Source organism: Mycobacterium sp. IDR2000157661, from assembly GCF_022317005.1.
Classification (GTDB): Bacteria; Actinomycetota; Actinomycetes; order Mycobacteriales; family Mycobacteriaceae; genus Mycobacterium.
Window position 1 is genome coordinate 3,605,999 of the sequence record NZ_CP081006.1, and the last position, 26,127, is coordinate 3,632,125.

The following is a 26,127-nucleotide window of genomic DNA, read 5'->3' on the forward strand; positions in this document are numbered from 1 at the left end:
GAAGTGGGCATTCCTCGTCGTGTCTGTCCTGGCCGAGTGGTTCCTCACCGCGGCCGAACGCGTCAACCCCAGCTGGGAGCTGCCGCCGTGGAGCGAGGGCAATCGCGCCGAGGTGCTCATCGACGGCGCGGCCTACTTCGACCGCCTCGTCACCGAGGTCGAGGCACTCGGCCCCGGCGATCACCTGTTCTTCGCCGACTGGCGCGGCGATGCCGACCAGAGGTTGCGTGACGAGGGACCGACGGTCGCCGAACTGCTGCGCGCAGCCGCCGAGCGCGGAGTGCTTGTCAAGGGGCTGATGTGGCGCTCGTATCCGAACCGCTTGCAGTTCAACGAGGAGCAGAACCGCCATCTGGCCGAGACCATCGAGCGCGCGGGCGGAGAGGTGCTGCTGGATCAGCGGGTCCTGCTGGGCGGTTCGCATCACCAGCGGTTGGTGGTGCTTCGGCATCCCGACGATCCGGAGCGCGACGTGGCGTTCATCGGCGGGATCGACCTGTGCCATTCACGTCGCGACGACGCCGAGCATCGCGGTGATCCCCAGGCGGTGCAGATGTCGAGCCGCTACGGTGACCGGCCCCCGTGGCACGACGTGCAGTTGCAGCTGCGCGGGCCGGTGGTCGGTGCGCTCGACATCACCTTCCGCGAGCGGTGGACGGCGCGCGCACCGCTGAACCTGTTCAATCCGTTGGCCTGGCTGCGCGACCGGTTCCTCGGCCCCGCCGCCGACCGCCATCCACTGCCCGACCAACCATCTGATCCACCGCCGTGCGGCGCGCACGCCGTCCAGGTGTTGCGGACCTACGGCGACGCGCTGATCGAGTACGAGTTCGCCAAGGACGGCGAGCGCAGCATCGCCCATGGTTACACCAAGGCGATCCGGCGGGCCCGTCGGTTGATCTACCTCGAGGACCAGTACCTGTGGTCGGAGGAGATCGCCGATCTGCTCGTCGGGGCGCTTCGAGACAACCCGGACCTGAACTTCGTTGCGGTGGTGCCGCGTCACTTCGACCTGGAGGGGGCGCTGGGCCGCCCGCCGACTCTGGTGGGACGGCAGCTAGCCCTGGATGCGGTCCGGCGGGTGGCACCGGACCGAGTACATGTGTTCGACGTCGAGAACCACGAAGGGACACCGGTTTACGTGCATTCCAAGGTCTGTGTGATCGACGACACCTGGGCGTGTGTCGGTAGTGACAACTTCAACCGGCGGTCGTGGACCCATGACAGTGAGCTGTCGTGTGCGGTGCTCGACGCCGAAGGGGTGTTCGCCCGTGACGTTCGCTTGAAACTGCTGCGCGAGCACCTGGACCGTGCCGGCGACGGCAGTGCGGATGCCGGTCTTGCCGATCTCGGGACCGTGGTGGACGAAATAGTCTCGTGCGCCGAGGCTTTGGAGGCATGGCATACCGGAGGGCGTCGTGGGCAGCGGCCACCGGGCCGGTTGCGCCCGCACAACATCGAACGGGTCGACCCGTTGACCCGCCTGTGGGCTGAGCCCGCGTACCGGATGATCTACGACCCCGATGGGCGGTCGTACCGCGATCGATTTCTGGGGTGGCGGCGATGAACCTGTCGGAGTGGTTCCTGACCGCGGAGGAACGCGGTAACCCGTCGTCGAAGCTGCCGGCGTGGTGTGAAGGCAACCGGGTCGAGGCGCTCGTACACGGCGCCACGTACTTCGACCGGCTCGTCACCGAGGTGGAGGCGGCGGGCGAAGGCGACTACCTGTTCTTCACGGACTGGCGCGGCGACCCGGACCAGAAGATGCGTGAGCAGGGCCCGACCATCAAGGAGTTGCTGTGCCGCGCCGCCGAACGCGGCGTGACGGTCAAGGGCCTGATATGGCGGTCGCATGTGGACTGGATGCAGTACAGCCAGGAGGAGAACCGCAACCTCAGCGAGGACATCGCGGATGCGGGCGGGGAGGTACTGCTGGATCAGCGAGTTCGCATGGGCGGTTCGCACCACCAGAAGCTCGTTGTCATCCGGCATCCCGCCGAACCGGAACGAGATGTCGCGTTCGCGGGCGGCATCGACCTGTGTCACTCGCGACGCGACGACGCCTCACACCGCGGCGACCCGCAGGCGGTCCAGATGGCCGAACAGTACGGTGACCGGCCGCCGTGGCATGACGTCCAATTGCAGGTGCGCGGACCCGTGGTCGGCGCGCTCGACGCCACCTTCCGCGAGCGGTGGGAGGATCCCGCGTCGGTGGTGATGCTCAACCCGTTCGCGTGGTTGCGAGACAAGTGGAAGGGCACCGACATGACGGCAGGCCCCCTTCCCGAGCTGCCGCCGGACCCGCCACCGTGCGGAGCGCATGCCGTACAGGTGCTGCGGACGTACGCCGACGGGCATTTCACCTACGACTTCGCCCCGAACGGCGAGCGCAGCATCGCCCGCGCCTACTACAAGGCGGTGCCGCGGGCGCGGCGGCTGATCTATCTCGAAGATCAGTATCTGTGGTCCAAGCAGGTGGCCGACCTGTTCGCCGCGGCGCTGCGCGACAACCCGGGGCTGCATCTGGTCGCCGTCGTACCGCGCTACCCGGACGAAGACGGCCGGCTTGCGCTGCCGCCCAACCGGGTTGGTCGATGGCAGGCCCTCGAGACCTGCCTGGGCGCGGCTCCGGACCGGGTGCATGTGTTCGACGTCGAAAACCACGAGGGGACACCGGTGTATGTGCACGCGAAGGTCTGCGTGATCGACGACGTGTGGGCTTGCTCGGGCAGCGACAACTTCAACCGGCGGTCGTGGACGCACGACAGTGAGATTTCTTGCGCAGTAATGGATGCCGACGGCGCGTTCGCCCGCGACCTGAGGTTGCAGTTGATGCGCGAGCACCTGGACCGTGCCGAAGACGGCAGTGAGGACGGCCAACTGGCCGATCCGGATCTGGCCGTCGACGAGATCGTCAGGGCGGCTGACGCTCTGGAAGCCTGGCATTCGTCGGGCCGTAAGGGTCCGAGGCCGCAAGGCCGGCTGCGCCCTCACAAGTCCGAGCGGCTGGGTCTGCTCAATCGGTTGTGGGCTGAGCCCGCCTACCGGTTCGCCTACGACCCCGATGGGCGCTCCATCGGGGACCGGCTGAGAGGGCGGATGTAGCGACTCGGGGATCGCATCGCCTGATTTGATGCAGACTCAATGTCAGTGGCGCCTGGCATAATCGCATATATGTTCGATGCGGCGGGGTTGGCGGTGGTCGAGGAGACCGCTGACGAGGCGGCGTTGGTGGAGCGGATCGCCTGGTTGGAGCGGGTGAAGTCGGCCGCTGCGGCCGGTCAGGCCCGCGCGGCGGCGTTGTTGGACACCCGCCGCCGCGCCGCCGAAGCCGCCGCCGGGATCCCGCCCGCCCGGCGTGGGCGCGGGCTGGCCGGCGAGATCGCCCTGGCCCGCCGCGAGGCCCCGGTGCGCGGGGGCCGCCACCTCGGGCTGGCCAAAGCCCTGGTCCACGAGATGCCCCACACGCTGGCCGCCCTGGAATCCGGGGCGCTCTCCGAATGGCGGGCCACCCTGATCGTGCGCGAATCGGCGTGTCTAAGTGTCGAGGACCGCCGCGCCCTGGACGCCGAGATGTGCGCCGATGCCGCCGCGCTGGAGGGCAAAGGCGACAAGCGCATCGAGGCGCACGCCAAAACGATCGCCTACCGCCTGGACCCGCACGCGGTGGTCGAGCGCGCGGCCAGGGCTGCAGCCGACCGCACGGTCACGATCCGGCCCGCACCCGACTGCATGACCAACGTGACCGTGCTGCTGCCGGTCGCCCACGGCGTCGGGGTGTACGCGGCGCTCAAACGCCACGCCGACACCACCGTCGACGAGCGCACCCGCGGGCAGGTGATGGCCGACACCGCCTACCAGCGGATCACCGGCAGGCCCGCTGAGGTCGCTGAACCGGTCGCGGTGAACCTGGTCATGGCCGATCAGACACTGCTCGGCGGCGACGACAGCCCCGCGGTCCTCGACGGCTACGGGCCCATCCCGGCCGAGATCGCCCGCCAACTCATCACCGCAGCGGGCCTGGACCGGCGCTCGCAGGCCACGCTGCGGCGGCTCTACCGCCGCCCCGCCAGCGCGGCGCTGGTGGCCATGGAATCCAGAGCCAGACGCTTCCCGAAAGGGTTGGCCCGCTTCATCGCCCTGCGCGATCAGCGATGTCGCACCCCCTACTGCAACGCCCCGATCCGCCACACCGACCACGCCGTCCCGCGACACCGCCGCGGACCCACCCACGTCCTCAACGGCCTCGGTTCCTGCGAACAGTGCAACTACACCAAAGAAGCACCCGGCTGGCAGGTCCACACCAGCGAAGTCGACGGCGTGCACCACGCCGAGTTCATCACCCCCACCGGCGCACACCACCACTCGGTGGCACCCCAACCACCAGGCCCACCGGCCATCGACGTCAGCGAAGTCGAAGCCCGCATCGCGATCGCGCTCACGGCCTTACACGCCGCGTAGGAAGTATCGACGCTCCGGTCGCCCGACGCCGTACTGCAGCCTCAACTCCAGAGCGCCGGTGCTCAGATAATGTTCGAGATAGCGACGGGCGCTGACCCGGGAAATGCCGACCAACTCCGCGCATTCGGCGGCCGAGACCTCACCCGCGTCACGAACGGCGTCGAGCACCAGCCTGCCCGTCTCGGCACCCAATCCCTTGGGCAGCATGGCCGGTCGGCCGGTGCCCGGATTCCCGAACAGTGAGTCGATCAGCGATTGATCCACTCCCGCAGCGGATTCGAGCGCATAGGCACGCTGCGCAAACGCCTCCAGCTTGGCCTTCAACTGGTCGAACTCGAACGGCTTGATGAGATAGTCCGCTGCCCCGCCGTCCAGTGCGCCCCGGACGGTGTCCAGTTCACGGGCCGCCGTGATCATGATGACGCCGACGGGGTTGCCGTCACCGCGCAACCGCTGCAGCACGTCGAGTCCCGTCATGTCGGGCAGATAGACGTCGAGCAGGATGAGGTCGGGCTCCATTTCCATCGCCGAGGACAGTGCCTCGACGCCGGTGCGCGCGACACCGACGGATTGGAAACCGTCCACCCGATCGACGAAACGCCGGTGGATCTCGGCGACCATGAAGTCGTCGTCGACGATCAGCACGTCACGCATGCTCGGCTTTCTCCGCTGTGCTACTCGCCGGCAGGCGCACCACGAATCGTGCTCCGCCCGAGGGGCCGTTGTCCACCACCACCGTGCCCCCGTGCTGGGCCGTCACCAGTCGCACGAGCGCAAGACCTATCCCGCGTCCGCCGGGAACGTGCGGCTTCGACGTGACGCCGCGGGCGAAGATCTCTTCTCGCAGATGCTCGGGCACTCCTGGTCCGGAGTCGAGTACCGATACGGTGAGGCCGTCTTCGTCGTTCACACAGACCGTCACCCGAGCGGCGCTCGAACCCACCGAGACGTCGACCGCGTTGTCGATGAGGTTGCCCAGCACGGTGATCACGTCGGTGGCCAGCGCCGGCTCCAGAAGCCCGAGCCGTGAGGCGGGGTCGATCTCCAGCGACACACCGCTTTCCGCGGCCAGCGTCGTCTTGGCGATCAACAGCGAGGCCACGGCAGGATCGGAGATAGCCTGTGTCACAGCGTCACTGATCTCGGCTCGCCGACGCGTCAGCGCACCGATCAGGTCCCGCACGGAGTCGTACTCTCCGAGTTGGACCAGACCGGAGATCGTGTGCAACTGGTTGGCGAACTCGTGCGTCTGCGCCCGAAGGGTATCCGTCACGCTCTTGTGCGACGACAGCTGACCTTGCAGCGCAGCGAGTTCCGTGCTGTCGCGCATCGTTGTCACCGTACCGATCTGCCGGCCCTGACTCGTCGCCGCCCGCCGGTTCAACGCCAACACCCTCGTCCGGGTGGCGATCACGACATCGCGACCATCCTCGCCGGACAGCAGGAACTCGACCACCGCCGGATCCAAGCCCATGCTGTCCACCGGGCGTCCGACCGCGTCGCCGGACAACCCCAGTAGTTCCTGTGCGCTGTCGTTGAGCAACGTGATGTCGCCCTCGTTGTTCACCGCCACCACACCCTCGCGAATGCTGTGCAACAGGGCTTCACGATGATCGGCCAATCCGGCGATCTCGGCGATCTCCAGCCCCCGGGTGTGGCGTTTGATTCTCCGCGACAACAGCCAGGACGCCAGCATCCCCAGCGCTGCACCCAAGCCGAGATACACCAGTAGCCGTTCACCGGCGCCGCCGAGCAGCTGCCACACCGAAGGATAGGGCTCGCTGACCGAGGCAACGGCCAACACGCGGCCGTCGATATCGAGCATCGGCACCTGCCCGACGAGGCTGTGCACTCCGGCCACGTCCGCGTCGCCGTACCAGGCCCTGCCTTCGTCGGCGCGGCTCGTGTCGAGGTCGACCCGTGCACCGATCCGGGAGGGGTCCGACGACGCGCGCACCACGCCGCCCGGGTCGAGAATCTCGGCGACCTCGGCACCCGAGAGTGCGACGGCCCGGTCCACCTCGGGGGCCAAGACGCGCGACGCGAAGGGATCGGCGTAGCGGTCCCGCACGATCGGCGCCGAGGCCATGTTCTCGGCCACGGCGATCATCCGCTGACCCCTGACCTCTCGGAATTCTCGGGTCGACTGCGCGACGGACACGGCGGCCACGGCCACCAGCACCACCGCGACCACGAGGAGCTGGAACACCAGGAACTGGCTGGCCAGGCTTCGGATGCTGCGGGTCGGCGACCACCGTGCAGGCGTCATGTTCACAGTGGTGTTCTCAATGACCAATACGTCCTTTGCGTACTCATCAGTGACGCGCGTCACTGACCGGGTCCAGTATTGCTGAGCATCACAACCGATTGGGGACCTCGTGAAGACGCGAACAACGACCCTGGTGGTCATCACCCTGGTCGCGGCGCTGCTGCTGACCGCCTGTGGTGTCACCCGCGGTGGTGACGAAGGCGGATTGCACCGCCTGCGCATGATGGTGCCCAACAGCCCCGGCGGCGGATACGACCTGACGGCGCGCACCGCGGTGAAGATCATGGAAGACCAGGACATCACCGGTCGTGTCGAGGTCTTCAACGTCATCGGTGCAGGCGGCACGGTCGCGATGGCCCGGCTGATGAACGAGGGCGGCAACGACGACCTGATGATGATGATGGGCCTCGGCGTCGTCGGCGCCACCTACACCAATGGCTCGCGGATCAAGGCGTCCGACGCGACGGCCCTGGCCAAGATGATCGAGGATCCAGGCGCACTGTTCGTGCCCGCCGACTCCCCGTTCAAGACAGTGCAGGACTTCGTCGCGGCGTGGAAGTCCGATCCAGCCTCGGTGACCATCGGCGGCGGGTCGTCACCCGGCGGGCCCGACCACCTGTTCCCGATGGAGACTGCGCGGGCCGTGGGCATCGATCCGCGCAAAGTGAACTTCGTGACCTACGACGGCGGCGGTGATCTGCTGACCGCGTTGCTGGGCAAGAAGATCACGGTCGGCACCTCGAGTCCCGGCGAGTTCATCGACCAGATCGATTCGGGCCAACTGCGCGTCCTCGCGGTTTCCAGCAACGAGCGCGTCGAGGGCATCGACGCGCCCACCCTCCAAGAGGCCGGCATTGATCTCACATTCTCCAACTGGCGCGGAATCATCGCCCCACCAGGCATTTCCGAAGAGACGAGGCAGGCGATGATTGCGATCCTCGAGGAGCTTCACGGCACTGCGCAGTGGAAGGAGGCGCTGGTGAAGAACGGCTGGACCGACGCGTTCGTCACGGGTGCGGCGTTCGAGCAGTTCCTCGAGGAACAGGACGCCCGGGTTTCCTCGACCCTCACCGAGTTGGGACTGCTATGACCATCACCGAAGACAAGACCCGCGACGTCCCCGAGAGGACCACCGACACGGCCCAATACCTCGTCTGCGTCGTGATGGTGGCCGTGGGCGCCTTCCTCATCTACGACGCACTCACCCTCGAGGCGGGTTTCGCCGAGGTCGATCCGGTCGGACCCAAGTTGTTCCCCATGGTGATCGGCGTCGTTCTGCTGCTGCTCGCCATCGTGCTCGCCGTCGCCATCGGCCGCGGATCGGTCGGCGAGGCCGACGCCGGCGAGGACGTCGACCCCAGCACGCCGGGGGACTGGCGCACGGTCGGGATGCTGGTCGGGCTGTTCGTGGCGGTGATCGTCCTGGTCGATCCACTGGGGTGGGTCATCACCGGAACGCTGCTCTTCGCGGGTGCGGCGGCGGTGCTGGGTAACCGCCATCACGTCCGCAACATCGTCATCGGAACGACGCTGTCCCTGATCAGCTTCTACGCGTTCTACTCCGGGCTCGGAATCCCGCTGCCCGCGGGTGTTCTGGATGGGATTCTGTAGATGGACTTCACCATGCTCCTGTCGGGGTTCGAGCAGGCCGTCACACCGATGAACCTCCTCTACGCCGTCATCGGCGTGCTGCTGGGCACCGCAGTCGGCGTCCTACCCGGTATCGGCCCTGCCATGACCGTGGCACTGCTGCTGCCCATCACCTACAACGTCAGCCCCAGCGCGGCGTTCATCATGTTCGCCGGCATCTTCTACGGTGGTATGTACGGCGGGTCCACCACCTCGATCCTGCTCAACACGCCGGGTGAATCGTCGTCGGTGATCACCGCGATCGAGGGCAACAAGATGGCCAAGGCGGGCCGGGCGGCACAAGCCCTCGCGACGGCCGCCATCGGATCGTTCGTCGCGGGCGCCATCGGCACCGCTCTGCTCGCCGCCTTCGCGCCGCCGATCTCGAGATTCGCTGTGACACTGGGCGCCCCGTCATATCTGGCGATCATGCTGTTCGCGCTCGTCGCGGTCACCGCGGTGCTCGGTGCGTCCAAGCTGCGCGGCGCCATCTCGCTGTTTCTCGGTCTGGCGATAGGCATCGTCGGCATCGACTTCCTCACCGGCCAGCCGCGCGCAACGTTCGGACTGCCGCAACTGTCCGACGGAATCGACATCGTGGTGGTCGCGGTCGCGATCTTCGCGGTGGGCGAGGCTCTTTGGGTCGCCGCGCATCTGCGCCGCCGTCCGGCCGACGTCATTCCCGTCGGACGGCCGTGGATGGGACGTCAAGACTTCAAGCGGTCCTGGAAGCCGTGGCTGCGCGGCACCGCCTACGGCTTCCCGTTCGGTGCGCTGCCCGCCGGCGGCGCCGAACTACCCACGTTCCTGTCCTACATCACCGAGAAGCGGCTGGCGAAACGCACCGGGCACGCCGCCGAATTCGGCAAGGGCGCGATCGAAGGTGTCGCCGGTCCCGAGGCGGCCAACAATGCCTCGGCCGCAGGCACTTTGGTGCCGATGCTCTCACTCGGTCTGCCGACGAACGCCACCGCGGCGGTGATTCTCACCGCGTTCGTGTCCTACGGCATCCAGCCGGGGCCGACGTTGTTCGAGAAGGAACCGCTGCTGATCTGGACCCTGATTGCCAGCCTGTTCATCGGCAACCTCCTGCTGCTGCTGATCAACCTGCCGTTGGCGCCGTTGTGGGCGAAGCTGTTGCGCACTCCGCGACCGTATCTCTACGCGGGCATCCTGTTCTTCGCCACGCTGGGTGCGCTGGCGGTCAACGTGCAGGCCCTTGACCTCGCGCTGTTGTTGGTGTTCGGCCTGCTGGGCCTGATGATGCGGAGATTCGGACTGCCCATCCTGCCTCTGATCATCGGCGTCATTCTCGGCCCGCGCATCGAACGCCAATTGCGGCAATCGCTGCAACTCGGCGGGGGAGACTGGTCCAGCCTGTTCACCGAACCCGTCGCCATCGTCGTTTACCTGCTGATGGCGGTGCTGCTGCTGATGCCGTTGGTGTTGCGGCTCATGCACCGGAGCGAAGAAACGCTGCTCATCGTCGAGGACGATGAGGACCAGCGGGAGAAGGCGGAACAGGCGTGATCACCGACGACCGCTTGCGGGAGGAGAAATGATCACCGACGACCGCTTGCGGGAGGAGAAATGATCATCGTCGGATACAGCGCCGACAGGTTCGGCAGGGCGGCGTTGGAGCACGGGATCGCCGAGGCTAAGCGGCGAAACACCGCGCTGCGAGTGGTCAATTCGACATCCGGCGATGCATACGTCGACCCGGCCTTCGCCCAACAGGACGAGGTGCACGACGTCGAGGAGCACCTTGGTGACTGCGGTGTCGACTACGAGCTCACTCAGCCCGTCGGTGTCGACACCGCGCAAGCGCTGCTCGCCGAGATGGACCGCGATGACGCCGAGCTGCTGGTGATCGGTATCCGACACCGCAACCCGGTCGGCAAGTTGTTGTTGGGCAGCGTATCGCAACGGCTTCTGCTGGAATGTCGCAAGCCGGTGCTGGCGGTCAAACCCGCCGAGTGACGTCACCGACCATCGCTATTGTTTCGGGCATGTTGCCTGACGGCGTCGGCGGTGAAAACCGCGCCTGACAGCGCCGTCCCGCCCACATTGAGGACAACGTTCCCGCCGCGTAACAGCCCACACCCGACTCCGTAACAGGCGACTGGAAGCGTCAGAGCCGCATCGAAGCCGATTTCCGCTGCTCAAAGCTCGATCTGACGCTCTACAGGAGATAGTCGTGACTGTTACGGGGACCGAACCCACCACCGCTTCCGCTGCGCCTCCCGCCGGCCGGCCGCACTGGATCGACGACTGGCGTCCCGAGGATCCCCAGTTCTGGTCCACCGTCGGGAAACCCATCGCCAGACGCAACCTCATCTGGTCGATCTTCGCCGAACACATCGGGTTTTCGGTCTGGCTGCTGTGGAGCATCGTCGTTGTTCAGATGACCGCGGGTCCCGACGGCAGTCCGGCCGCGTCCGGCTTCGCGCTGACCACTACGCAGGCGCTGTGGCTGGTCGCCGTTCCGAGCGGTGTCGGGGCTTTCCTGCGACTGCCGTACACGTTCGCCGTACCGTTGTTCGGCGGCCGCAACTGGACGGTGATATCGGCTCTGCTGCTGGTGATTCCGTGTCTAGGACTCGCCTGGGCGGTGTCCGATCCCGACATCTCTTTCGCTCTGCTGCTGCTGATCGCAGCGACGGCGGGATTCGGTGGCGGCAACTTCGCGTCCTCCATGGCCAACATCTCGTTCTTCTATCCCGAGAAGGAGAAGGGATGGGCGTTGGGGCTCAATGCCGCAGGCGGAAACATCGGCGTCGCGGTCGTGCAGAAGGTCATCCCTATGGTGATCACGGTCGGCGGCGGTGTGGCCCTGTCGTACGCGGGCCTGTTCTACGTGCCGTTCGCGGTGGCGGCGGCGGTCTGCGCCTTCCTGTTCATGGACAACCTGGCGGAGGCCAAGGCGGACGTGAAGCCGGTGTGGCAGTCGCTGCGCCACCCCGACACCTGGGTCATGTCGCTGCTCTACATCGGCACCTTCGGATCGTTCATCGGCTACTCGGCGGCGTTCCCGACGCTGCTCAAGACGGTGTTCGATCGCGGTGACATCGCGCTGATGTGGGCGTTCCTCGGTGCGGGTATCGGTTCGATCGCGCGTCCGTTCGGTGGGTGGCTGTCGGACCGCATCGGTGGCTCCCGGATCACCGCGGTGGCGTTCCTCATGCTCGCGGTCGGCGCGGCGGTCGGGCTGTGGTCGGTCCAGATCAGAAACCTGCCGATCTTCTTCGTCAGCTTCATGTTCCTCTTCATCGCCACCGGTATCGGAAACGGGTCGACCTACCGGATGATCTCGAAGATCTTCCGCGTCAAGGGCGAAGATGCCGGTGGCACACCGGAGATCATGGTCGAGATGCGCCGGCAGGCGGCAGGCGCTCTCGGCGTCATCTCCTCGGTGGGCGCATTCGGCGGATTCGTCGTGCCGTTGGCGTACGCGTGGTCGAAGGCCCAGTTCGGCACCATCGAACCGGCACTGCGGTTCTACGTCGCCTTCTTCGTGGTGTTGCTCGCGGTGACGTGGTACTGCTACATGCGCAAAGGCACCCGGATGGCGCAGGCGGGCGTCTAAGCGGTGACGGTTGACGGTTGCGTGACCCGTACGGCGTGCTCGTACTGTGGTGTGGGGTGCGGTATCGAGGTGCACACGGCAACCGACGGCGGCAAGCCGGTCATCGCGCGTGTCACCGGAGACAGGTTGCACCCCAGCAACTTCGGCCGGTTGTGCACCAAGGGCGCCACACACGCCGAGATGATGCGGGCCGACGAGGGTCGGCTGACTTCAGCATTCGTCCGGCCCGGCCGCGACGCGGAACCGGTCCCCACGTCCGTGGACGATGCAGCCGCCGAGGCCGGCAGGCGGCTGAAACAGATCGTCGACGAACACGGTCCCGATGCGGTTGCGCTCTACGTCTCGGGACAGATGTCGATCGAGGCGCAGTATCTGGCCACCAAGCTCGCGAAGGGCTTCCTGCGGACGGTGCACCTCGAGTCGAACTCGCGGTTGTGCATGGCCAGCGCCGGCACGGGGTTCAAGCAGTCCCTCGGCGCCGACGGGCCGCCTGGCTCCTACACCGACTTCGACTGCACCGACCTGTTCTTCGTCATCGGCTCGAACATGGCCGACTGCCACCCGATCCTGTACCTGCGGATGGCCGACCGGCTCAAGACTGGCGCGAAGCTCATCGTCGTCGACCCCCGCCGCACCGACACCGCCGAACGGGCCGACCTGTTCCTTCAGATCAAGCCCGGCACCGACCTGGCGTTGCTCAACGGGCTGCTGCACCTGCTGGTGCGAAACGGCGACATCGACGACGATTTCATCGCCGCGCACACCCAGGGCTGGGGCGACATGCCCCCGTTCCTGGCGGACTACCTGCCCGAAAGAGTTGCCACCATAACGGGTCTCGCCGAAGCCGACATCGAACTCGCCGCTCGGATGATCGGCGAGGCGGGGGAGTGGATGAGCTGCTGGACGATGGGGCTCAACCAGAGCACCCACGGCACCTGGAACACCAACGCGATCTGCAACCTGCACCTGGCGACGGGCGCGATCTGCCGGCCCGGCAGCGGACCGATGTCGCTGACCGGACAGCCCAACGCCATGGGTGGACGCGAGATGGGTTACATGGGGCCGGGTCTGCCCGGCCAGCGGTCGGTGCTCTCAGCGGCGGACCGGGAGTTCGTCGAACAGCAATGGGGGTTGCCGCCCGGCGCAATCCGGTCCGACGTGGGTCCGGGCACCATCGACATGTTCGGTCGGCTCGTCACGGGCGAGACTAAGGCGTGCTGGATCATCTGCACCAATCCCGTTGCCAGCGTGGCCAACCGGTCGACGGTCATCGCCGGGCTCGAAGCCGCCGAACTGGTCATCACGCAGGACGCCTACCGCACCACGGCGACCAACACCTACGCCGACATCGTGTTGCCGGCCGCGTTGTGGGCCGAATCCGAGGGTGTGATGGTGAACTCCGAGCGCACTCTCACCCTGTTGCGGCAGTCCATTCCGCCTGCGGGGCAGGCGCGGCCGGACTGGCAGCTGATCTGCCAGGTCGCCGCACATCTGGGCTTCGGTGACCACTTCTCCTATCGCAGCAGCGAGGAGGTGTTCGACGAAATCCGTCGGTTCTCGAATCCGGATACGGGCTATGACCTTCGCGGTGCGTCGTATGCGCGGCTTCGCGACGCACCCCTGCAGTGGCCTTGCCCGCCCGACGCCGCGCACCGTCACCCGATCCGCTATCTCAACGACGGCGTGAGTCAGGATCTGTACATCGACGAGACGGGCCTGGCGCCGAGGCTGGCGTTCCCGACAGCGTCGCGCCGCGCGGTCTTCCACCCTCGTCCGCACATCGACCCCCACGAACTGCCCGACGACGGGCACGCGTTCGTGCTGAATACGGGCCGGCTGCAACACCAGTGGCACACCATGACCAAGACGGGACGGGTGGAAGCCCTCAACAAACTCACCGGCGGACCGTTCGTCGAAATCCACCCCGACGACGCCCGCGCACTCGACATCGCCGAGGGCCAACGCGTCGAGGTGACCTCGCGTCGTGGCCGCGCCGTGCTGCCCGCGGTGCTCTCCGACCGTGTGCTGCCCGGCAACTGCTTCGTCCCGTTCCACTGGAACGACGAGCACGGCGCCGATCTCACCATCAATGCCCTCACCAGCGACGCCGTGGATCCGGATTCGCTGCAGCCGGAGTTCAAGGTCTGCGCGGTCAGCCTGCGCCCGGTCGCCTCTCCGGAGCTCACGGACGCCGAGAGACTCTATGTGTCAGGCTTTTTCAGCGGGCTGGCCGAAGGCGCTGCCGAGGTGCCCGTGCTCCCGCCATCCGCACCGGTCAGCGATGAGGTGCGGCGGTGGATCAACGGCCTGCTCGCCGGGCAGTCGGCCATCGCCCCCACCGGCGCCCCGGCCCGCGTCGGTGCCGGGCCGCTGGTGGTCTGGGCGTCGCAGACCGGCAACGCCGAGCAGTTCGCGTCCCGCCTCGCCGAACGCCTCGGTCGAGCGTCGCTGGTCAACATGGACGACCTCGCGCTGACCGATCTCGCCGCGGCCGGTGAAGTGCTGGTGGTCACCAGTACCTTCGGCGACGGCGGACCCCCCGACAACGGCGCCACGTTCTGGCACCGCCTGGATGCAGCCGACGCCCCGGCGCTGACCGGTGTGCGCTATGCGGTCCTCGGCATCGGCGACCGCTCCTACGACGACTTCTGCGGACACGCCAAGGCCATCGACACCCGCTTGGCCGCGCTCGGCGCGACCCGCCTGCTCGACCGCGCCGACTGCGAGGCCTACGACGAGGAGCCCTTGCGCCGGTGGGCCGACGACGTGACCGCTCTGCTGGAACCGCGGCGCACGGATGCGACGCCCACCCCCGCGCCGGCCCCGACCCAGCCCTTCACCCGCACCCGACCCATCACGGCGCCGCTGTCACGCAACACAGTGCTGACCGCGCCGACGTCGCCGAAAGAGGTGCGCCAGTTCGGTTTCGACATCTCCGAGCACCACGTCGGCTATGCCGCCGGCGACTCGCTCGGTGTGTACCCGACCAATGACCCTGCCGTCGTCGACGCCTGGCTGGCGGCGACGGGTGTGCCCGCGGGACATGTCGTGGAGATCGACGGTGTCGAGCGGCCGATGCGCGATGCCCTGATCTTGCAGTACGACTTCTGCCGAGTCACCCCGGATCTGCTGGGCTTCATCGCCGACCACAGCCGCGACGCGAAGGCGCTGCGCGCACCGAAGGCCAAACTCGACAAGTGGCTGCACGGGCGCAACGGCCTCGACCTCGTGCAGGAGTTCGTCGTCCACGCCGATCCCGACGAATGGCAGCAGGTGCTGGTCCGGCTGACCCCGCGCAGCTACTCCATCTCGTCGAGCCCGCTGGTCAGCCCGCACGAGGTGCAGCTGACGGTGTCGGTGGTGCGGTACCGCGGTACCGCGGGCGGGGCGCGCGGCGGGGTCTGTTCGACGTTCCTGGCCGACCGGGCGTCCTGCGCGCCGGTCTTCCTTCAGCGTTCACCGCATTTTCGGCCACCGGAGGACGGTGCCACGCCGATGATCATGGTGGGCCCCGGCACCGGCATCGCCCCGTTCCGAGCCTTCCTGCAGGAGCGGCGCGCGCTCGGGCACCGCGGGCGTAACTGGTTGTTCTTCGGCGACCAGCACCGGGAGCAGAACTACTACTACCGCGACGACTTCGAGGACATGGCCGACGACGGGCTGCTGACGCGGCTGGACCTGGCGTTCTCCCGCGACCAGGCCAAGCGGATCTACGTCCAGCACCGGATGATGGAGAACGGCGCCGAGTTGTGGCGCTGGCTCGACGAGGGCGCGCATTTCTACGTGTGCGGTGACGCCAGCCGGATGGCCAAGGATGTCGACGCCGCGCTGACCACCATCATCGAGACGCACGGTCGGATGTCGCACGAGCAGGCCCACAACTACAAGCGGGAACTCGTGGCGGCCAAGCGCTACGTTCGCGACGTGTACTAGACGACTCATCACATGGTGTCCGAGGGGGGACTTGGCCATCTGCGACACGGGTTGTGATCTTGGGATTGAGGGGGTGAACGCATCGTACGCTGGCGCCGACGTGACATTACCCACTATGACGACGATTTCGAGATCGCTGCCGAAGTATTGGCGTTCCAGCATCGCTGGGCGTTGGAGCGGGGCACGACCGGCTAGGAAAGCGGTTGATGAATCAGTGTCCCGGCCCAAGGCCGACCGGCCGTTTGCCGCACAACGCTAGTCGTCCCAGCATATCTTGCTGGCCGCGTCCGTGTTGATGCTGAATATGCCGTCGACCGGCTCGTTGGTGACCAGCTCTACACCGGCGTCGTAGAACCCGAGTTCCTCGGATGGGACGAACTCGTCGGCACCAGCGACGGGGCGAAGCGACTGCGGAGTGCGCTGGGGGATCTCAATCCGGTCCGTCGCGCCGACTACCGCCTCTTTGATCGCCAGGATTCCCTCGCGGGCCATGACGATCGGGTACTGCTGCGCAGTGGCGTCGAGTTTCCCGTCGGCGATGGCCTGGATGCCCTCGCAGCCGCCGTCGACCGAGACCACGATGACATCGTCTCCCGTGATCCCCGCTGCATCCAGTGCCTCTAGCGCGCCGAAAGCCACGGGCTCGTTGATCGTGTAGACGATGTTGATGTCCGGGTTGGCGTTCAGGCACACCTCTATCGCCGACCGCCCGCCCTCGATGTTCCCGCCGGTGGGCTCCTGGCAGGCGATCTCGTAATCGCCGCCGCGGTAGGTCCCAGTCCGGGCTTCGTCGCCCTTGACGGTGTCATCGACGGCGTCGATGCCCATTCCGCTCAGGAACCCTTGGTTGCGCAGACCGTCCAGAGAGACCTCGTCGCCGTCGAAGAGATCGAGCAGGGCGATAATGGCGTCTTGGTTTCCGAGCCTCCCAGCGGTCCAGGATCCGATCAGCGTGCCGGCGCGGTAGTTGTCGGTGGCGATGTTGAGGTCGACGACGTCGGACGGCTCGGTCGGGGTGTCGAGGGCGACCACGTAGATGCCCGCGTCGCGCGCCTGCCGTATCGCGTCATAGACGCCAGGCCCGTTGGGCGTGATGAGGATGCCGTCTACCCCGACCCCGATGGCCTCGTCGATGGCGGCGATCTGCCCCTCTTCGTCACCGTCCTGGGCTCCGGCCCGGAGCATGAGATCGACTCCGTGCGCCTTGGCGAACTGCTCCGCGCCCTCTTGCATGGCTACGAAGTACGGGTTGATCTGATCTTTGGTGATGAGCATCATGCGGAGGTCGTCGCGGGCGCCGCAGGATGTCAGGCCGAAAGCCAGCACGGCGACAACGCCGGCGAGGACGGCCCGCAGCGACGTCGTTCGGGGGCGGCGCACAGGATCTCCTACGGTCGGGGCCATCGTCACGCCACCTCCTGGACATCGCGTGCGCTGCGCAGGGCGAACAGGGCATATGCGGCGCAAACACCGAAGCACACGGCGGGGACGATGTAGGAGATGTTCGAGCCCGCGGAGTCCACGATTCCGCCCTGGATAAGCGGGATGGTGGCGCCGCCGACGATCGCCATCACCAGCCCGGCGGCGCCGAACTTGCTGTCTTCGCCGAGACCCTCGAGCGCAACGCCGTAGATGGTGGGGAACAGCAGCGATAGGCAAGCCGACAGTGCCAAGACGGCCACCGCGCCGATGAGGTTCGGCGACGCTATCGCGACAAAGCAAAGCGCCACGCCCAGTGCAGTCATGATCAGCATCAGCAACCGGCTGTCGACGAATCCCATGATGCCGACCATGACGAACCGGGACACGAGGAAGACGATCAGGCTGGCTTGCAGCCACCAACCGGCCTGGGACGCCGTGGCGTCGACCGCATCCTGGACGTAGATGATCGTGAAGGTCCACACACCGGTCTGAGCAGCGACATTGAAGAATTGCGCGACGACGCCGAACGAGTAGTGCCGGTTGGTCAGCAGGCGCCTGAGCCGAGATCCGCGGCCGCGGATCTGCACCTTGCGCAGCTCGGATGGGTGCGGCCGGGGGATCTTGATGATGGCGATCCCCATCCAGATCAGGACGAGGACGATCGCGAGGCCGATGTACGGGGTCATGACCGCGTTGAGCTCGACTATCTGGACGGCGAGCAACTCGCCGGGAGGCAGCGCCTGCCGCTCTGCCTGGCTGAGTGCACTGAGCTGTGGGGCGATGACGAGCGCGGCGAGCAGGACGCCCGTGTTAGCTCCGACCGGGTTGAACGCTTGCGCGAAATTGAGACGCCGGGTGGCATTGCTCTCTGGCCCCATCGCCATGACGAAGGGATTCGCCGACGTTTCCAGGATCGACAGGCCGGCCGCGAGGGCGAATATCGCGGTGAGGAAGAACCCGAAGGTGAGCGCGTTTGCCGCGGGTAGGAACAAGAAGCCGCCGACGGCGGCCAGCCCCAGCCCGGTCAGCACTCCGACCCGGTAGCCAAGGCGCTGGTTGATGAATGCTGCCGGGAGCGCCAGCAGGAAGTACGCGCCGTAGTAGGCCGACTGCACGAGCGTCGCTTCGAAGGTGCTCATCGAAAAGATCTGCCGGAACGTCGCGACCAGCGTGTCGGTCATGTTCGCGGCCGCTCCCCACGCCGCAAAACACAACACCAGGAGGATGAACGGGAAGAGCATCCCGGGGTAGAGGAAGGATGTCTTCGTCCCAGCGGGGACTTCTCGCTCGCTGGCCTCTGGGCTGTCCATCACCATCGAGGGGACCCCTCTCGTCATGCGAGGTGTATCACAGACGTCGGAGGTTTCCCATGATCATCTGGAAAACTGCCAACTAGGGACGGACAGCTTGCTGCCCTTTCGGCGTTGTCTGCAAGCGCGGGGTCAAGTCCATGGACGTGGTGTACGACGTCGTCGTGTGATTCTTCGTTGTGAGGGTTCAGGCGGTCAGTGCCGCGGGAGTGGCCTCCTGTTCTGTCGTGGTCTCGCCGATGGCGCGTGATTTGCTCAGGACGTCCAGGCCGAGGTAGCGCCGTGATTCGGCCCATTCGTCGTGTTGTTCGGCCAGTACAGCTCCGACGAGGCGGATCAGGGCGTTGCGGTCGGGGAAGATGCCGACGACGTCGGTGCGCCGGCGGATTTCCTTGTTGAGTCGTTCCTGGGGGTTGTTCGACCAGATCTGGCGCCAGATCTGTTTGGGGAACGCGGTGAACGCCAGCAGGTCCGCGCGGGCGTCTTCGAGATGCTCGGCGACCTTGGGCAGCTTGTCGGCTAGTGCATCGACGATCCGGTCGTACTGTGCGGCAACAGATTCAGCGTCAGGCTGGTAGAACACCGATGCAGCAGCGTCTTGAACCCATGGCCATGACGCTTTCGGGGTGATCGCCATCAGGTTGGTCGTGTAGTGTAGTGGGTGCGGCAGCGTTGCCAGGCCGCCCCGGGCAAGGTGGCGCCGATTGCGGCCACCAGGCCCGCGTGGGCGTCGCTGGTGACGAGTTTGACCCCGCTTAGGCCGCGGGCAGTCAGCGACCGCAGGAACGTCAACCAGCCTGCGCCGTCCTCGGCGGTGGACACGTCGATGCCCAGGATTTCGCGGTACCCGTCGGCGTTGACACCCGTGGCGATCAAGGCGTGCACGTTGACCACCCGGCCCGCCTGGCGCACCTTCAGGACCAGGGCGTCGGCAGCCATGAACGTGTACGGGCCGCATCGAGCGGGCGGGTGCGAAACGCCTCGACGGCGGCATCGAGTTCTTTGGCCATCACCGACACCTGTGACTTCGATAGCGACGTGATCCCGAGCGTCCCGACGAGCTTGTCCATCCGCCGGGTTGCGACCCCGAGCAGGTAGCACGTCGCGATGACGGTCGTCAGTGCCCGCTCGGCGCGTTTGCGGCGTTCCAGCAGCCAGTCCGGGAAGTACGAGCCCTGGCGCAGCTTCGGGATCGCCAGATCCAACGTGCCCGCCCGGGTGTCGAACTGGCGGTGCCGATAGCCGTTGCGGGAATTGGTGCGTTCGGTGCTGCGCTGGCCGTATCCGGCACCGCACAGCGCGTCGGCTTCCGCGCCTATCAGGGTGTGAATAAACGTGGCCAACAGCTCGCGCAGCACGTCGGGGTGGCAGGTGGTGAGTCGTTCGGCCAACAGGGTGGGCAGGTCGATATCGTGGGCAGTGGTCATCGCGTTGATTCCTGTGCTCGAGTGACTTTGACGGGTCTCTCGAAGAATCACGCGATGACCTTCAATCATTCGGCTACGACACGCCGGTACCGCTGATCAGGCCCGACTCGTACACCACTGTGCTGGACGCAACCAGCGGCGGTTCGGGCCGCCGGCACCCAACCGGCTATGGGTGGCCGACCTGACCTACGTGTCGACGTGGTCGGGGTTCGCCTACGCTGCGTTTGTCACCGATGCCTACGCTCGACGGATTCTGGGCTGGCGAGTGGCCTCGACCATGGCGACCTCGATGGTCCTCGATGCGATCGGCCAAGCGATCTGGACCCGTCAGCAGGAAGGTGTGCTGAGCCTCGGAGAGGTTGTCCACCATACGGATAGAGGATCTCAGTACACGTCCATCCGGTTCAGCGAGCGGCTCGCCGGAGCCGGTATTCAGCCTTCGGTCGGCGCGGTCGGTAGTTCGTATGACAACGCGTTGGCCGAGACGATCAACGGCCTGTACAAGACCGAGCTGATCAAGCCTGGCAAGCCCTGGCGCACCATCGAGGACGTCGAGATCGCTACCGCCCGCTGGGTCGACTGGTTCAACCACCGCCGCCTCTACCGGTACTGCGGAGACGTGCTGAACCGCCCCGGCGTGTCCGGAGACTCTGATGTGCCCCGGGTTCGGCGGTGTCGCCATACTTGGTTTCAGGCTACGGTTTGAGCGGATTGATGTAGCAGTTCGAACTCTATCGGAGTGCGCATCCCGAGTGCGGAATGACGCCGTTGGCGGTTGTGGAAGATCTCAAGGTAGTCGAAGATTGCGTTGGCCAGCTCGATCCGGGTCTTCCATCGCTTGCGATTGAGTAGCTCGGTTTGCATTCTGCCCCAGAATGATTCGATCATCGCGTTGTCATACAGTCGCCGATTGACCCCATCGACGGCACCAGTCCGGAACGCTTGGCGCGATCGGTGAAGGCCCACGAGGTGAACTGAACGCCGTGATCAGAGTGAATCACCCCGCCGGCCTGCGGGTCGCGATTGGCGATGGCCATGCTCAGTGCGTTGGTGACCAGTGCGGCGGTCTGGCTGGAGTCGATCGACCAGCCGACGACCCGGCGGGAGAACGTGTCCAGGACCACCGCGCAGTAGACCTTGCCTTCATAGGTGCGATGCTCTGTGATGTCGGTGACCCACAGCCGATTTGGCGCCTCTCGGGTGAACATTCGCTCGACCAGATCGGTGGCCGTGGGGGTCTCGTGGCGGGGCCGGGGCCGCCGATTGCCCGGCAGCCCCTTGATTTCTGCTCGCGCCATCAGCAGCTCGACCTGGTTGTGGCCGACCGCCAGCCCCAGGCCGAGGGTCAGCTCAGCGTGGACCCTGCGAACCCCGTAGGTGCCACGTGAAGCCGTGTGCACGGCCCGGATCTGGCCGGTGAGCCAGGCGTGGCGGACCGCCCGTGCTGAGGGCGCTCGTGAGCGCCATTCGTAGTAGCCCGACTCGGAGACCTCGAGCAGTCGACAGGCCCTCTGTACGGGCAGTCCTTCTGCGGCCATGGTGGCTATGGCCGCGTACCGCCTTTTGGGTCGTGCGGCTCCCGGAGCAGCTCACGGGCCCGTTTCAGGATGGCCACCTCGGTCTCTAGTTCTCGGATGCGCTTGTTGGCCGCGCCGAGCTCGGACAGCTCAGCACGGTTGAGGCCAGGCAGCTGCCCGGTATCGATCAACTCCTGGCGGCGCCAGTCGTAGACGGTTTGATCGCTGATCTGCAGGTCGTTGGCGATCTGGGCCACCGGGCGGCCGGCGGCCACCAAGTCGAGCACTTTGCGGCGGAACTCTTCGGGATAGCGCTTGGGCACGGACACGGCTCCTTCGGGGATGTCGTGACCAGAAGTCAAGCAAAACGACTCCGTGCAACCCGGGGCACATCAAAGTCTCCGGACTCACCGGGGCGGTTCATGCCACCGGCCGAGCTTGAGACCGCCTACTACGCTCAATCGACGAGGCCAGCCGCCGGTTGAGCTCTCAAATCAGAAAGTCTCCGGACTCACGGGGCGGTTCAGATCGACCGCAGAATCGCAGTGCGAGGGGCAGAGATCGTGGATGAGTGTTCAGGACGGGGCTGATCGACTCAGTTGGCTTCCGGCTGTGCGGAGAGCCTCGGCGAGGCGTGCTTCAGCATCGGGGAGTTGGGCTGCGGCGGCTGCGGCGGCAGCAGCCCTGCGTCGTAGCGAGCTGGCGGGGTCGAACGCGGCCTTTGCGACTCGGGTCCACATGCATGAAGCGGTGCGGGCGGCATGCGCTGCCTCGGAGGCGGCATCGCAGTGCAGTATCTCCGCGATGCGCCGACATCCATCGGCTTGCAGGTTTCGGAACAGGCCGCCACCTGTGCCGGCTTTTTCAATGAGGGCGCCGAGGGCGAACAACGCGGATTCCAGTGTGTCGTTGTCGAATAGTTCGCTCCAGCGCGCGAGGTCGGCCGCGAAGGTCGTGACCCCGTCAAGTCCTTGCCCCGCGACGGCGGCATTGGGGATCGCGACGATGTGGGCCGTATGGGTGGCACCGGTGAGGGCGTCGGCGCTTTGTGTGAGCGCGGGACCGGCGATTGTGGCCAAGTCGGGGACCATGGAAGGCCAGTCCACGATGTAGGTTGTGTGGCGGGTGGGCGTGGGGAAGCCAGTGGATGCTCGCGCTCGCCGCAAGTTCTCGTAGGGCACGACTTGTGTTGCGTCGCGGTCATTGTCGACGACGAAGGCTACTTGAGTGTCGTCATCATATCCGGTGATGACTATGTCGTGACGGCTCATGCCCAATTTGGCTCGCAGATAGGGAAGTTCACCGATGTCGGCCCAAACCATCACGGGGACACCGTCGTCGAGTTGCTCTTTGACCCATTTCCAGCCGAGGTCTGGATCTTCGGTGCTGCGCATCGAGTAGGGGGCGTTGAGCCGATCGAAGAGGTCCTGCTCGAGGTCAGAGCCCCGTCCTACCAAGTAGAGTGGCGGGCGCAACTTCTTTGAGCGGATATATGAGAAATGCAGGGCGCCGCCGAGCGCAAATACCAGACCCTCAGTGGGTGGCCCGGCCCAGCCTAGCCCAGCCCACTCGATGAGGTCACGCAGGGCGCCGGACCCGCAGTGGCCTCCCATCTGGTGGCGATACGGGATCTGTACCGAAATCAAGGTGTACTCCTTTGTAGGGGACATTCACCCCGTAGCACGTGCCTATTGGGTGCTCTTCGTGACCGAATGTCGAAACATGAACTGATAAAGTCAGAGGGATCGGGCGATGATCTCCTTCATCACTTCGTTGGTTCCGGCGTAAATCATCTGCACTCGCTGGTCCACCCAGAGGCGCGAAATCGGGTACTCCTGCATATACCCGTAACCGCCGTGCAGTTGCAGGCAATCGTCGAGGACACCCATGGCGCGTTCGGTGGTCCACCACTTGGCCATTGCGACGGTCTGGACGTCCAATCGTCCCTCGAGGTGCAGGCCTATGCAGTGGTCGAGGAACACTCGTGCGACGCGGGTTTCGGTAGCGACTTCGGCGAGCTTGAACTTCGTGTTCTGAAATCCGAATACCGGACGACCGAAGGCCTCTCGGTCGCGGGTGTAGCGCAGCGTCTGTTGCAGGGCCGCCTCCATCGCGGTAACTGCGCCGACCGCCACGATCAGGCGTTCCTGAGGCAGTTGGGTCATCAGTTGAATGAAGCCTTGGCCCTCGATTTCACCCAGCAGATGCGTCCGGGGAACCCGCACGTCGTCGAAGTACAGTTCGGAGGTGTCTTGGCCGTGCTGGCCAATCTTCTTCAAGGTTCGGCCTCGACGAAATCCGGGCCGGTCGGCCTCTACGACGATCAACGAGATCCCGTCGGCGCCCTTGCCGGGGTCTGTTTTTGCAACCACGACGATGAGGTCTGCTTGCTGGCCGTTGGTGATGAAGGTCTTCGAGCCGGTGATCACGTAGTTGTCACCGTCGCCGATGGCTCGGGTGCGGATGCTTTGCAGGTCTGATCCGGTGCCGGGTTCGGTCATCGCAATGGCTCCGACGAGCTCGCCCGATGCCATTTGAGGTAACCACCGTTGTTTGAGCTCTTCGCGGGCGTAGTGAAGTATGTAGTGGGCCACGATTCCGCTGTGCAGCCCGGCGCCCCACGAGCTGTCGGCGATGCGGGCCTGCTCTTCGAGCAGGATCGCTTCGTGTGCGAACGTTCCGCCCCCGCCGCCATATTCGGTTGGAATCGATACGCACAGCAGCCCGAGTTCTCCGGCTCGGTTCCAGAGTGAACGGTCGACCTGGTGTTGCTCAGCGAATCGCTCCCTGTGCGGTGCGAGTTCGGTGGCGAAGAACTTCGCGGCGAGTTGGCGTAAGTCGTCCAGTTCGGGGTTGAGCCACGGCGACGGGTCTGACATGGTGTCCTTTCGTTCAGAAAAGCAGCGGGTCGCGGCGAGGCGAATCAGTCACCGCCGGATACGTTGTGATCTCCCGCGCGGTGGCGTATCCGCAGTAGCTTCTTGTCGTACTTGCCCACGCTGGTTCGGGGAATCTCGGATACAAACGACCACCGTTCTGGGATCCACCACTTCGGCACTTTGCCATCAAGGAAGGCGCGTAGTTCGTCGCAACCGGGGGCAGCCGTGGGTGCTGCAACGATGAAGGCGAGGGGGCGCTCCTGCCATTTCTCATCCGGCACGCCGATCACTGCGGCTTCAAGCACCTGCGGATGGGCGATGAGAGAATTCTCCAAGTCCACTGACGAGATCCATTCTCCGCCCGACTTGATGACATCTTTCGCACGGTCGGTCAGTGTCAGGAATCCGTGCTCATCGATGCGTCCTACGTCGCCGGTGCGCAACCAGCGGTCGTCGAACTTCTCGTCGTCATCGTCACCACAGTAGGCACCTGTCACCCACGGTCCGCGGGCTTGGATCTCACCGACCGCCACTCCGTCCCACGGCAAGGTGTGGCCGTCGTCGTCACGCAGCCGCAACTCGATCCCGCAGATGGGGCGGCCTTGGCTCGCGCGCTGGATCCAGACATCGCGCTCGTCCGCCGCGCTGGCCGGCCGCGCCACCGTGGCTAGCGGTGAGGTTTCTGTCATTCCCCAGGCTTGCACCATGGGTATACCGAATTCGGTCTCGAAACGCCGGATCAATGACACCGGCACAGCGGACCCACCGCAGGCGATCAGACGCAGAGACGAGATGTCATGCCCTGGATCACTTTCCATGTAGTGGACAATGTCGTTCCAGAGGGTGGGAACCGCACCCGCAATGGTGGGCTGAGTATCTTCGATAAGCGTCACGAGAGCCGGCGCCTGCATGAACTTGTCGGGAAGGACGAGTTCCGCTCCGGCGATCAACGCCGAATGGACCAGGCCCCAGGCATTGGCGTGAAACATCGGCACGATGGGCAAGACGCGATCGGCTTCGCCTATTCCCAACGCGTTTGGGATGCAACCGGTCAGCGAATGCAGGTAGGCGGACCGATGGCTGTAGACGACTCCTTTGGGATTGCCGGTGGTGCCGCTGGTATAGCACATCGCCGACGCCGATCGTTCATCGAGTTCGGGCCAATCGAATTCTGGGAGCTGGGCGTCGATGAGTTCGTTGTAGGACAGCACGGTCTTGCCGGTGCGCCTCAACGGATCGGTATCGCCGTCACCCACCGCGATTACGGTATGGACCGAATGCATGCCCGGCAGTGCGCGGGCCAGCAACGGAGCCAAGGACATGTCGACGATCACCACCTCGTCGTGGGCGTGGTTGGCGATGTAGCCGAGTTGCTCGGGGCTCAGCCGAATGTTGAGGGTGTGCAGGACCGCACCCATCGAGGGCACGGCGCAGTACGCCTCCAGGTGTTCCTGATTGTTCCACAGGAAGGTGGCGACACGCTGATCGCCGGTGATGCCGACAGCGCGCAGACCGTTCGCCAATTGCCCGACTCGCCGGCCCAGCGCAGCGTAATCGCACCCACGGTATCCCGACTCGGTCGGGGTGATGACGCGGCGGTCAGCGTGAATCGATGTCGCATGTTTCACGATCGTTCTCACGGTTAGCGGGACGTCTTGCATGGTGCTTCGCATGGGTCACCCTTTCTCGGCCCG

General features: G+C 65.8%; 16 protein-coding genes and 3 pseudogenes. 10 read left to right on the forward strand and 9 right to left on the reverse strand.

What is annotated here, in order from left to right:
• The first annotated feature begins 19 nt into the window (after window positions 1-19).
• From K3G64_RS18650 to K3G64_RS18660, 3 genes are all read left to right on the forward strand, one after another.
• Window positions 20-1,567, forward strand: a complete 1,548-nt coding sequence (locus tag K3G64_RS18650; protein WP_238950806.1) for a phospholipase D family protein — start codon at window positions 20-22, stop codon at window positions 1,565-1,567.
• Window positions 1,564-3,105, forward strand: coding sequence for a phospholipase D family protein (locus tag K3G64_RS18655; RefSeq protein ID WP_238886403.1), 1,542 nt, complete (start codon window positions 1,564-1,566; stop codon window positions 3,103-3,105). Before K3G64_RS18650 ends, K3G64_RS18655 begins: the two co-directional genes overlap by 4 nt.
• 69 nt (window positions 3,106-3,174) lie before the next feature.
• A complete protein-coding gene (locus K3G64_RS18660; RefSeq protein ID WP_238886404.1) occupies window positions 3,175-4,461 on the forward strand; it encodes an HNH endonuclease in 1,287 nt (428 codons plus the stop codon).
• Here the strand turns inward: K3G64_RS18660 and K3G64_RS18665 are convergent.
• Both K3G64_RS18665 and K3G64_RS18670 read right to left on the reverse strand, forming a co-directional pair.
• A complete protein-coding gene (locus K3G64_RS18665; RefSeq protein WP_238886405.1) occupies window positions 4,447-5,115 on the reverse strand; it encodes a response regulator in 669 nt (222 codons plus the stop codon). The genes K3G64_RS18660 and K3G64_RS18665 overlap by 15 nt on opposite strands.
• The gene (locus tag K3G64_RS18670; protein WP_238886406.1) at window positions 5,108-6,730 is read right to left on the reverse strand and encodes a sensor histidine kinase; all 1,623 of its coding nucleotides are present in this window, start codon (window positions 6,728-6,730) and stop codon (window positions 5,108-5,110) included. The genes K3G64_RS18665 and K3G64_RS18670 overlap by 8 nt, the downstream gene beginning before the upstream one ends.
• A gap of 109 nt (window positions 6,731-6,839) precedes the next feature.
• On the opposite strand from K3G64_RS18670, the gene K3G64_RS18675 reads away from it, so the two are divergent.
• From K3G64_RS18675 to K3G64_RS18700, 6 genes are all read left to right on the forward strand, one after another.
• A complete protein-coding gene (locus K3G64_RS18675; protein WP_238886407.1) occupies window positions 6,840-7,820 on the forward strand; it encodes a Bug family tripartite tricarboxylate transporter substrate binding protein in 981 nt (326 codons plus the stop codon).
• Window positions 7,817-8,341, forward strand: a complete 525-nt coding sequence (locus K3G64_RS18680) for a tripartite tricarboxylate transporter TctB family protein (protein WP_238886409.1) — start codon at window positions 7,817-7,819, stop codon at window positions 8,339-8,341. The genes K3G64_RS18675 and K3G64_RS18680 overlap by 4 nt, the downstream gene beginning before the upstream one ends.
• Window positions 8,342-9,889: a tripartite tricarboxylate transporter permease gene (locus tag K3G64_RS18685; RefSeq protein ID WP_238886411.1), complete on the forward strand. Its 1,548-nt coding sequence runs from the start codon at window positions 8,342-8,344 to the stop codon at window positions 9,887-9,889.
• 60 nt (window positions 9,890-9,949) lie between these two features.
• On the forward strand, window positions 9,950-10,339 hold the full coding sequence (locus tag K3G64_RS18690; protein ID WP_238886413.1) for a universal stress protein: 390 nt from the start codon (window positions 9,950-9,952) through the stop codon (window positions 10,337-10,339).
• Window positions 10,340-10,556: 217 nt separating this feature from the next.
• Window positions 10,557-11,945 carry a NarK family nitrate/nitrite MFS transporter gene (locus tag K3G64_RS18695; protein WP_238886415.1) on the forward strand — a complete coding sequence of 463 codons (1,389 nt, stop codon included), beginning with the start codon at window positions 10,557-10,559 and terminating at the stop codon, window positions 11,943-11,945.
• A 21-nt stretch (window positions 11,946-11,966) separates the two neighbouring features.
• Window positions 11,967-15,878, forward strand: a complete 3,912-nt coding sequence (locus K3G64_RS18700; RefSeq protein ID WP_238886417.1) for a bifunctional nitrate reductase/sulfite reductase flavoprotein subunit alpha — start codon at window positions 11,967-11,969, stop codon at window positions 15,876-15,878.
• A 255-nt stretch (window positions 15,879-16,133) separates the two neighbouring features.
• Here K3G64_RS18700 and K3G64_RS18705 read toward each other — a convergent pair whose 3' ends face one another.
• The 3 genes and pseudogenes from K3G64_RS18705 to K3G64_RS18715 form a co-directional block, all read right to left on the reverse strand.
• The gene (locus K3G64_RS18705; protein WP_238886419.1) at window positions 16,134-17,258 is read right to left on the reverse strand and encodes a substrate-binding domain-containing protein; all 1,125 of its coding nucleotides are present in this window, start codon (window positions 17,256-17,258) and stop codon (window positions 16,134-16,136) included.
• Window positions 17,259-17,284: 26 nt separating this feature from the next.
• On the reverse strand, window positions 17,285-18,637 hold the full coding sequence (fucP, locus tag K3G64_RS18710) for an L-fucose:H+ symporter permease (RefSeq protein WP_238886420.1): 1,353 nt from the start codon (window positions 18,635-18,637) through the stop codon (window positions 17,285-17,287).
• A gap of 160 nt (window positions 18,638-18,797) precedes the next feature.
• Window positions 18,798-20,037, reverse strand: a pseudogene (locus K3G64_RS18715) (IS256 family transposase).
• A gap of 133 nt (window positions 20,038-20,170) precedes the next feature.
• On the opposite strand from K3G64_RS18715, the pseudogene K3G64_RS18720 reads away from it, so the two are divergent.
• Window positions 20,171-20,743 (forward strand): annotated as a pseudogene (locus K3G64_RS18720) (IS3 family transposase); the annotation flags it as partial.
• On the opposite strand, the pseudogene K3G64_RS18725 reads toward K3G64_RS18720, so the two are convergent.
• The 4 genes and pseudogenes from K3G64_RS18725 to K3G64_RS18740 form a co-directional block, all read right to left on the reverse strand.
• Window positions 20,728-21,877 (reverse strand): annotated as a pseudogene (locus K3G64_RS18725) (IS3 family transposase). The pseudogenes K3G64_RS18720 and K3G64_RS18725 overlap by 16 nt on opposite strands.
• A 252-nt stretch (window positions 21,878-22,129) precedes the next feature.
• A complete protein-coding gene (locus tag K3G64_RS18730; protein ID WP_238886422.1) occupies window positions 22,130-23,200 on the reverse strand; it encodes a BtrH N-terminal domain-containing protein in 1,071 nt (356 codons plus the stop codon).
• Window positions 23,201-23,290: 90 nt separating this feature from the next.
• The gene (locus K3G64_RS18735) at window positions 23,291-24,433 is read right to left on the reverse strand and encodes an acyl-CoA dehydrogenase family protein (protein WP_238886424.1); all 1,143 of its coding nucleotides are present in this window, start codon (window positions 24,431-24,433) and stop codon (window positions 23,291-23,293) included.
• 44 nt (window positions 24,434-24,477) lie between these two features.
• Entirely contained in the window at window positions 24,478-26,106 is a 1,629-nt protein-coding gene (locus K3G64_RS18740; RefSeq protein WP_238886426.1) for a long-chain fatty acid--CoA ligase, read from the reverse strand.
• Window positions 26,107-26,127 lie beyond the last annotated feature (21 nt).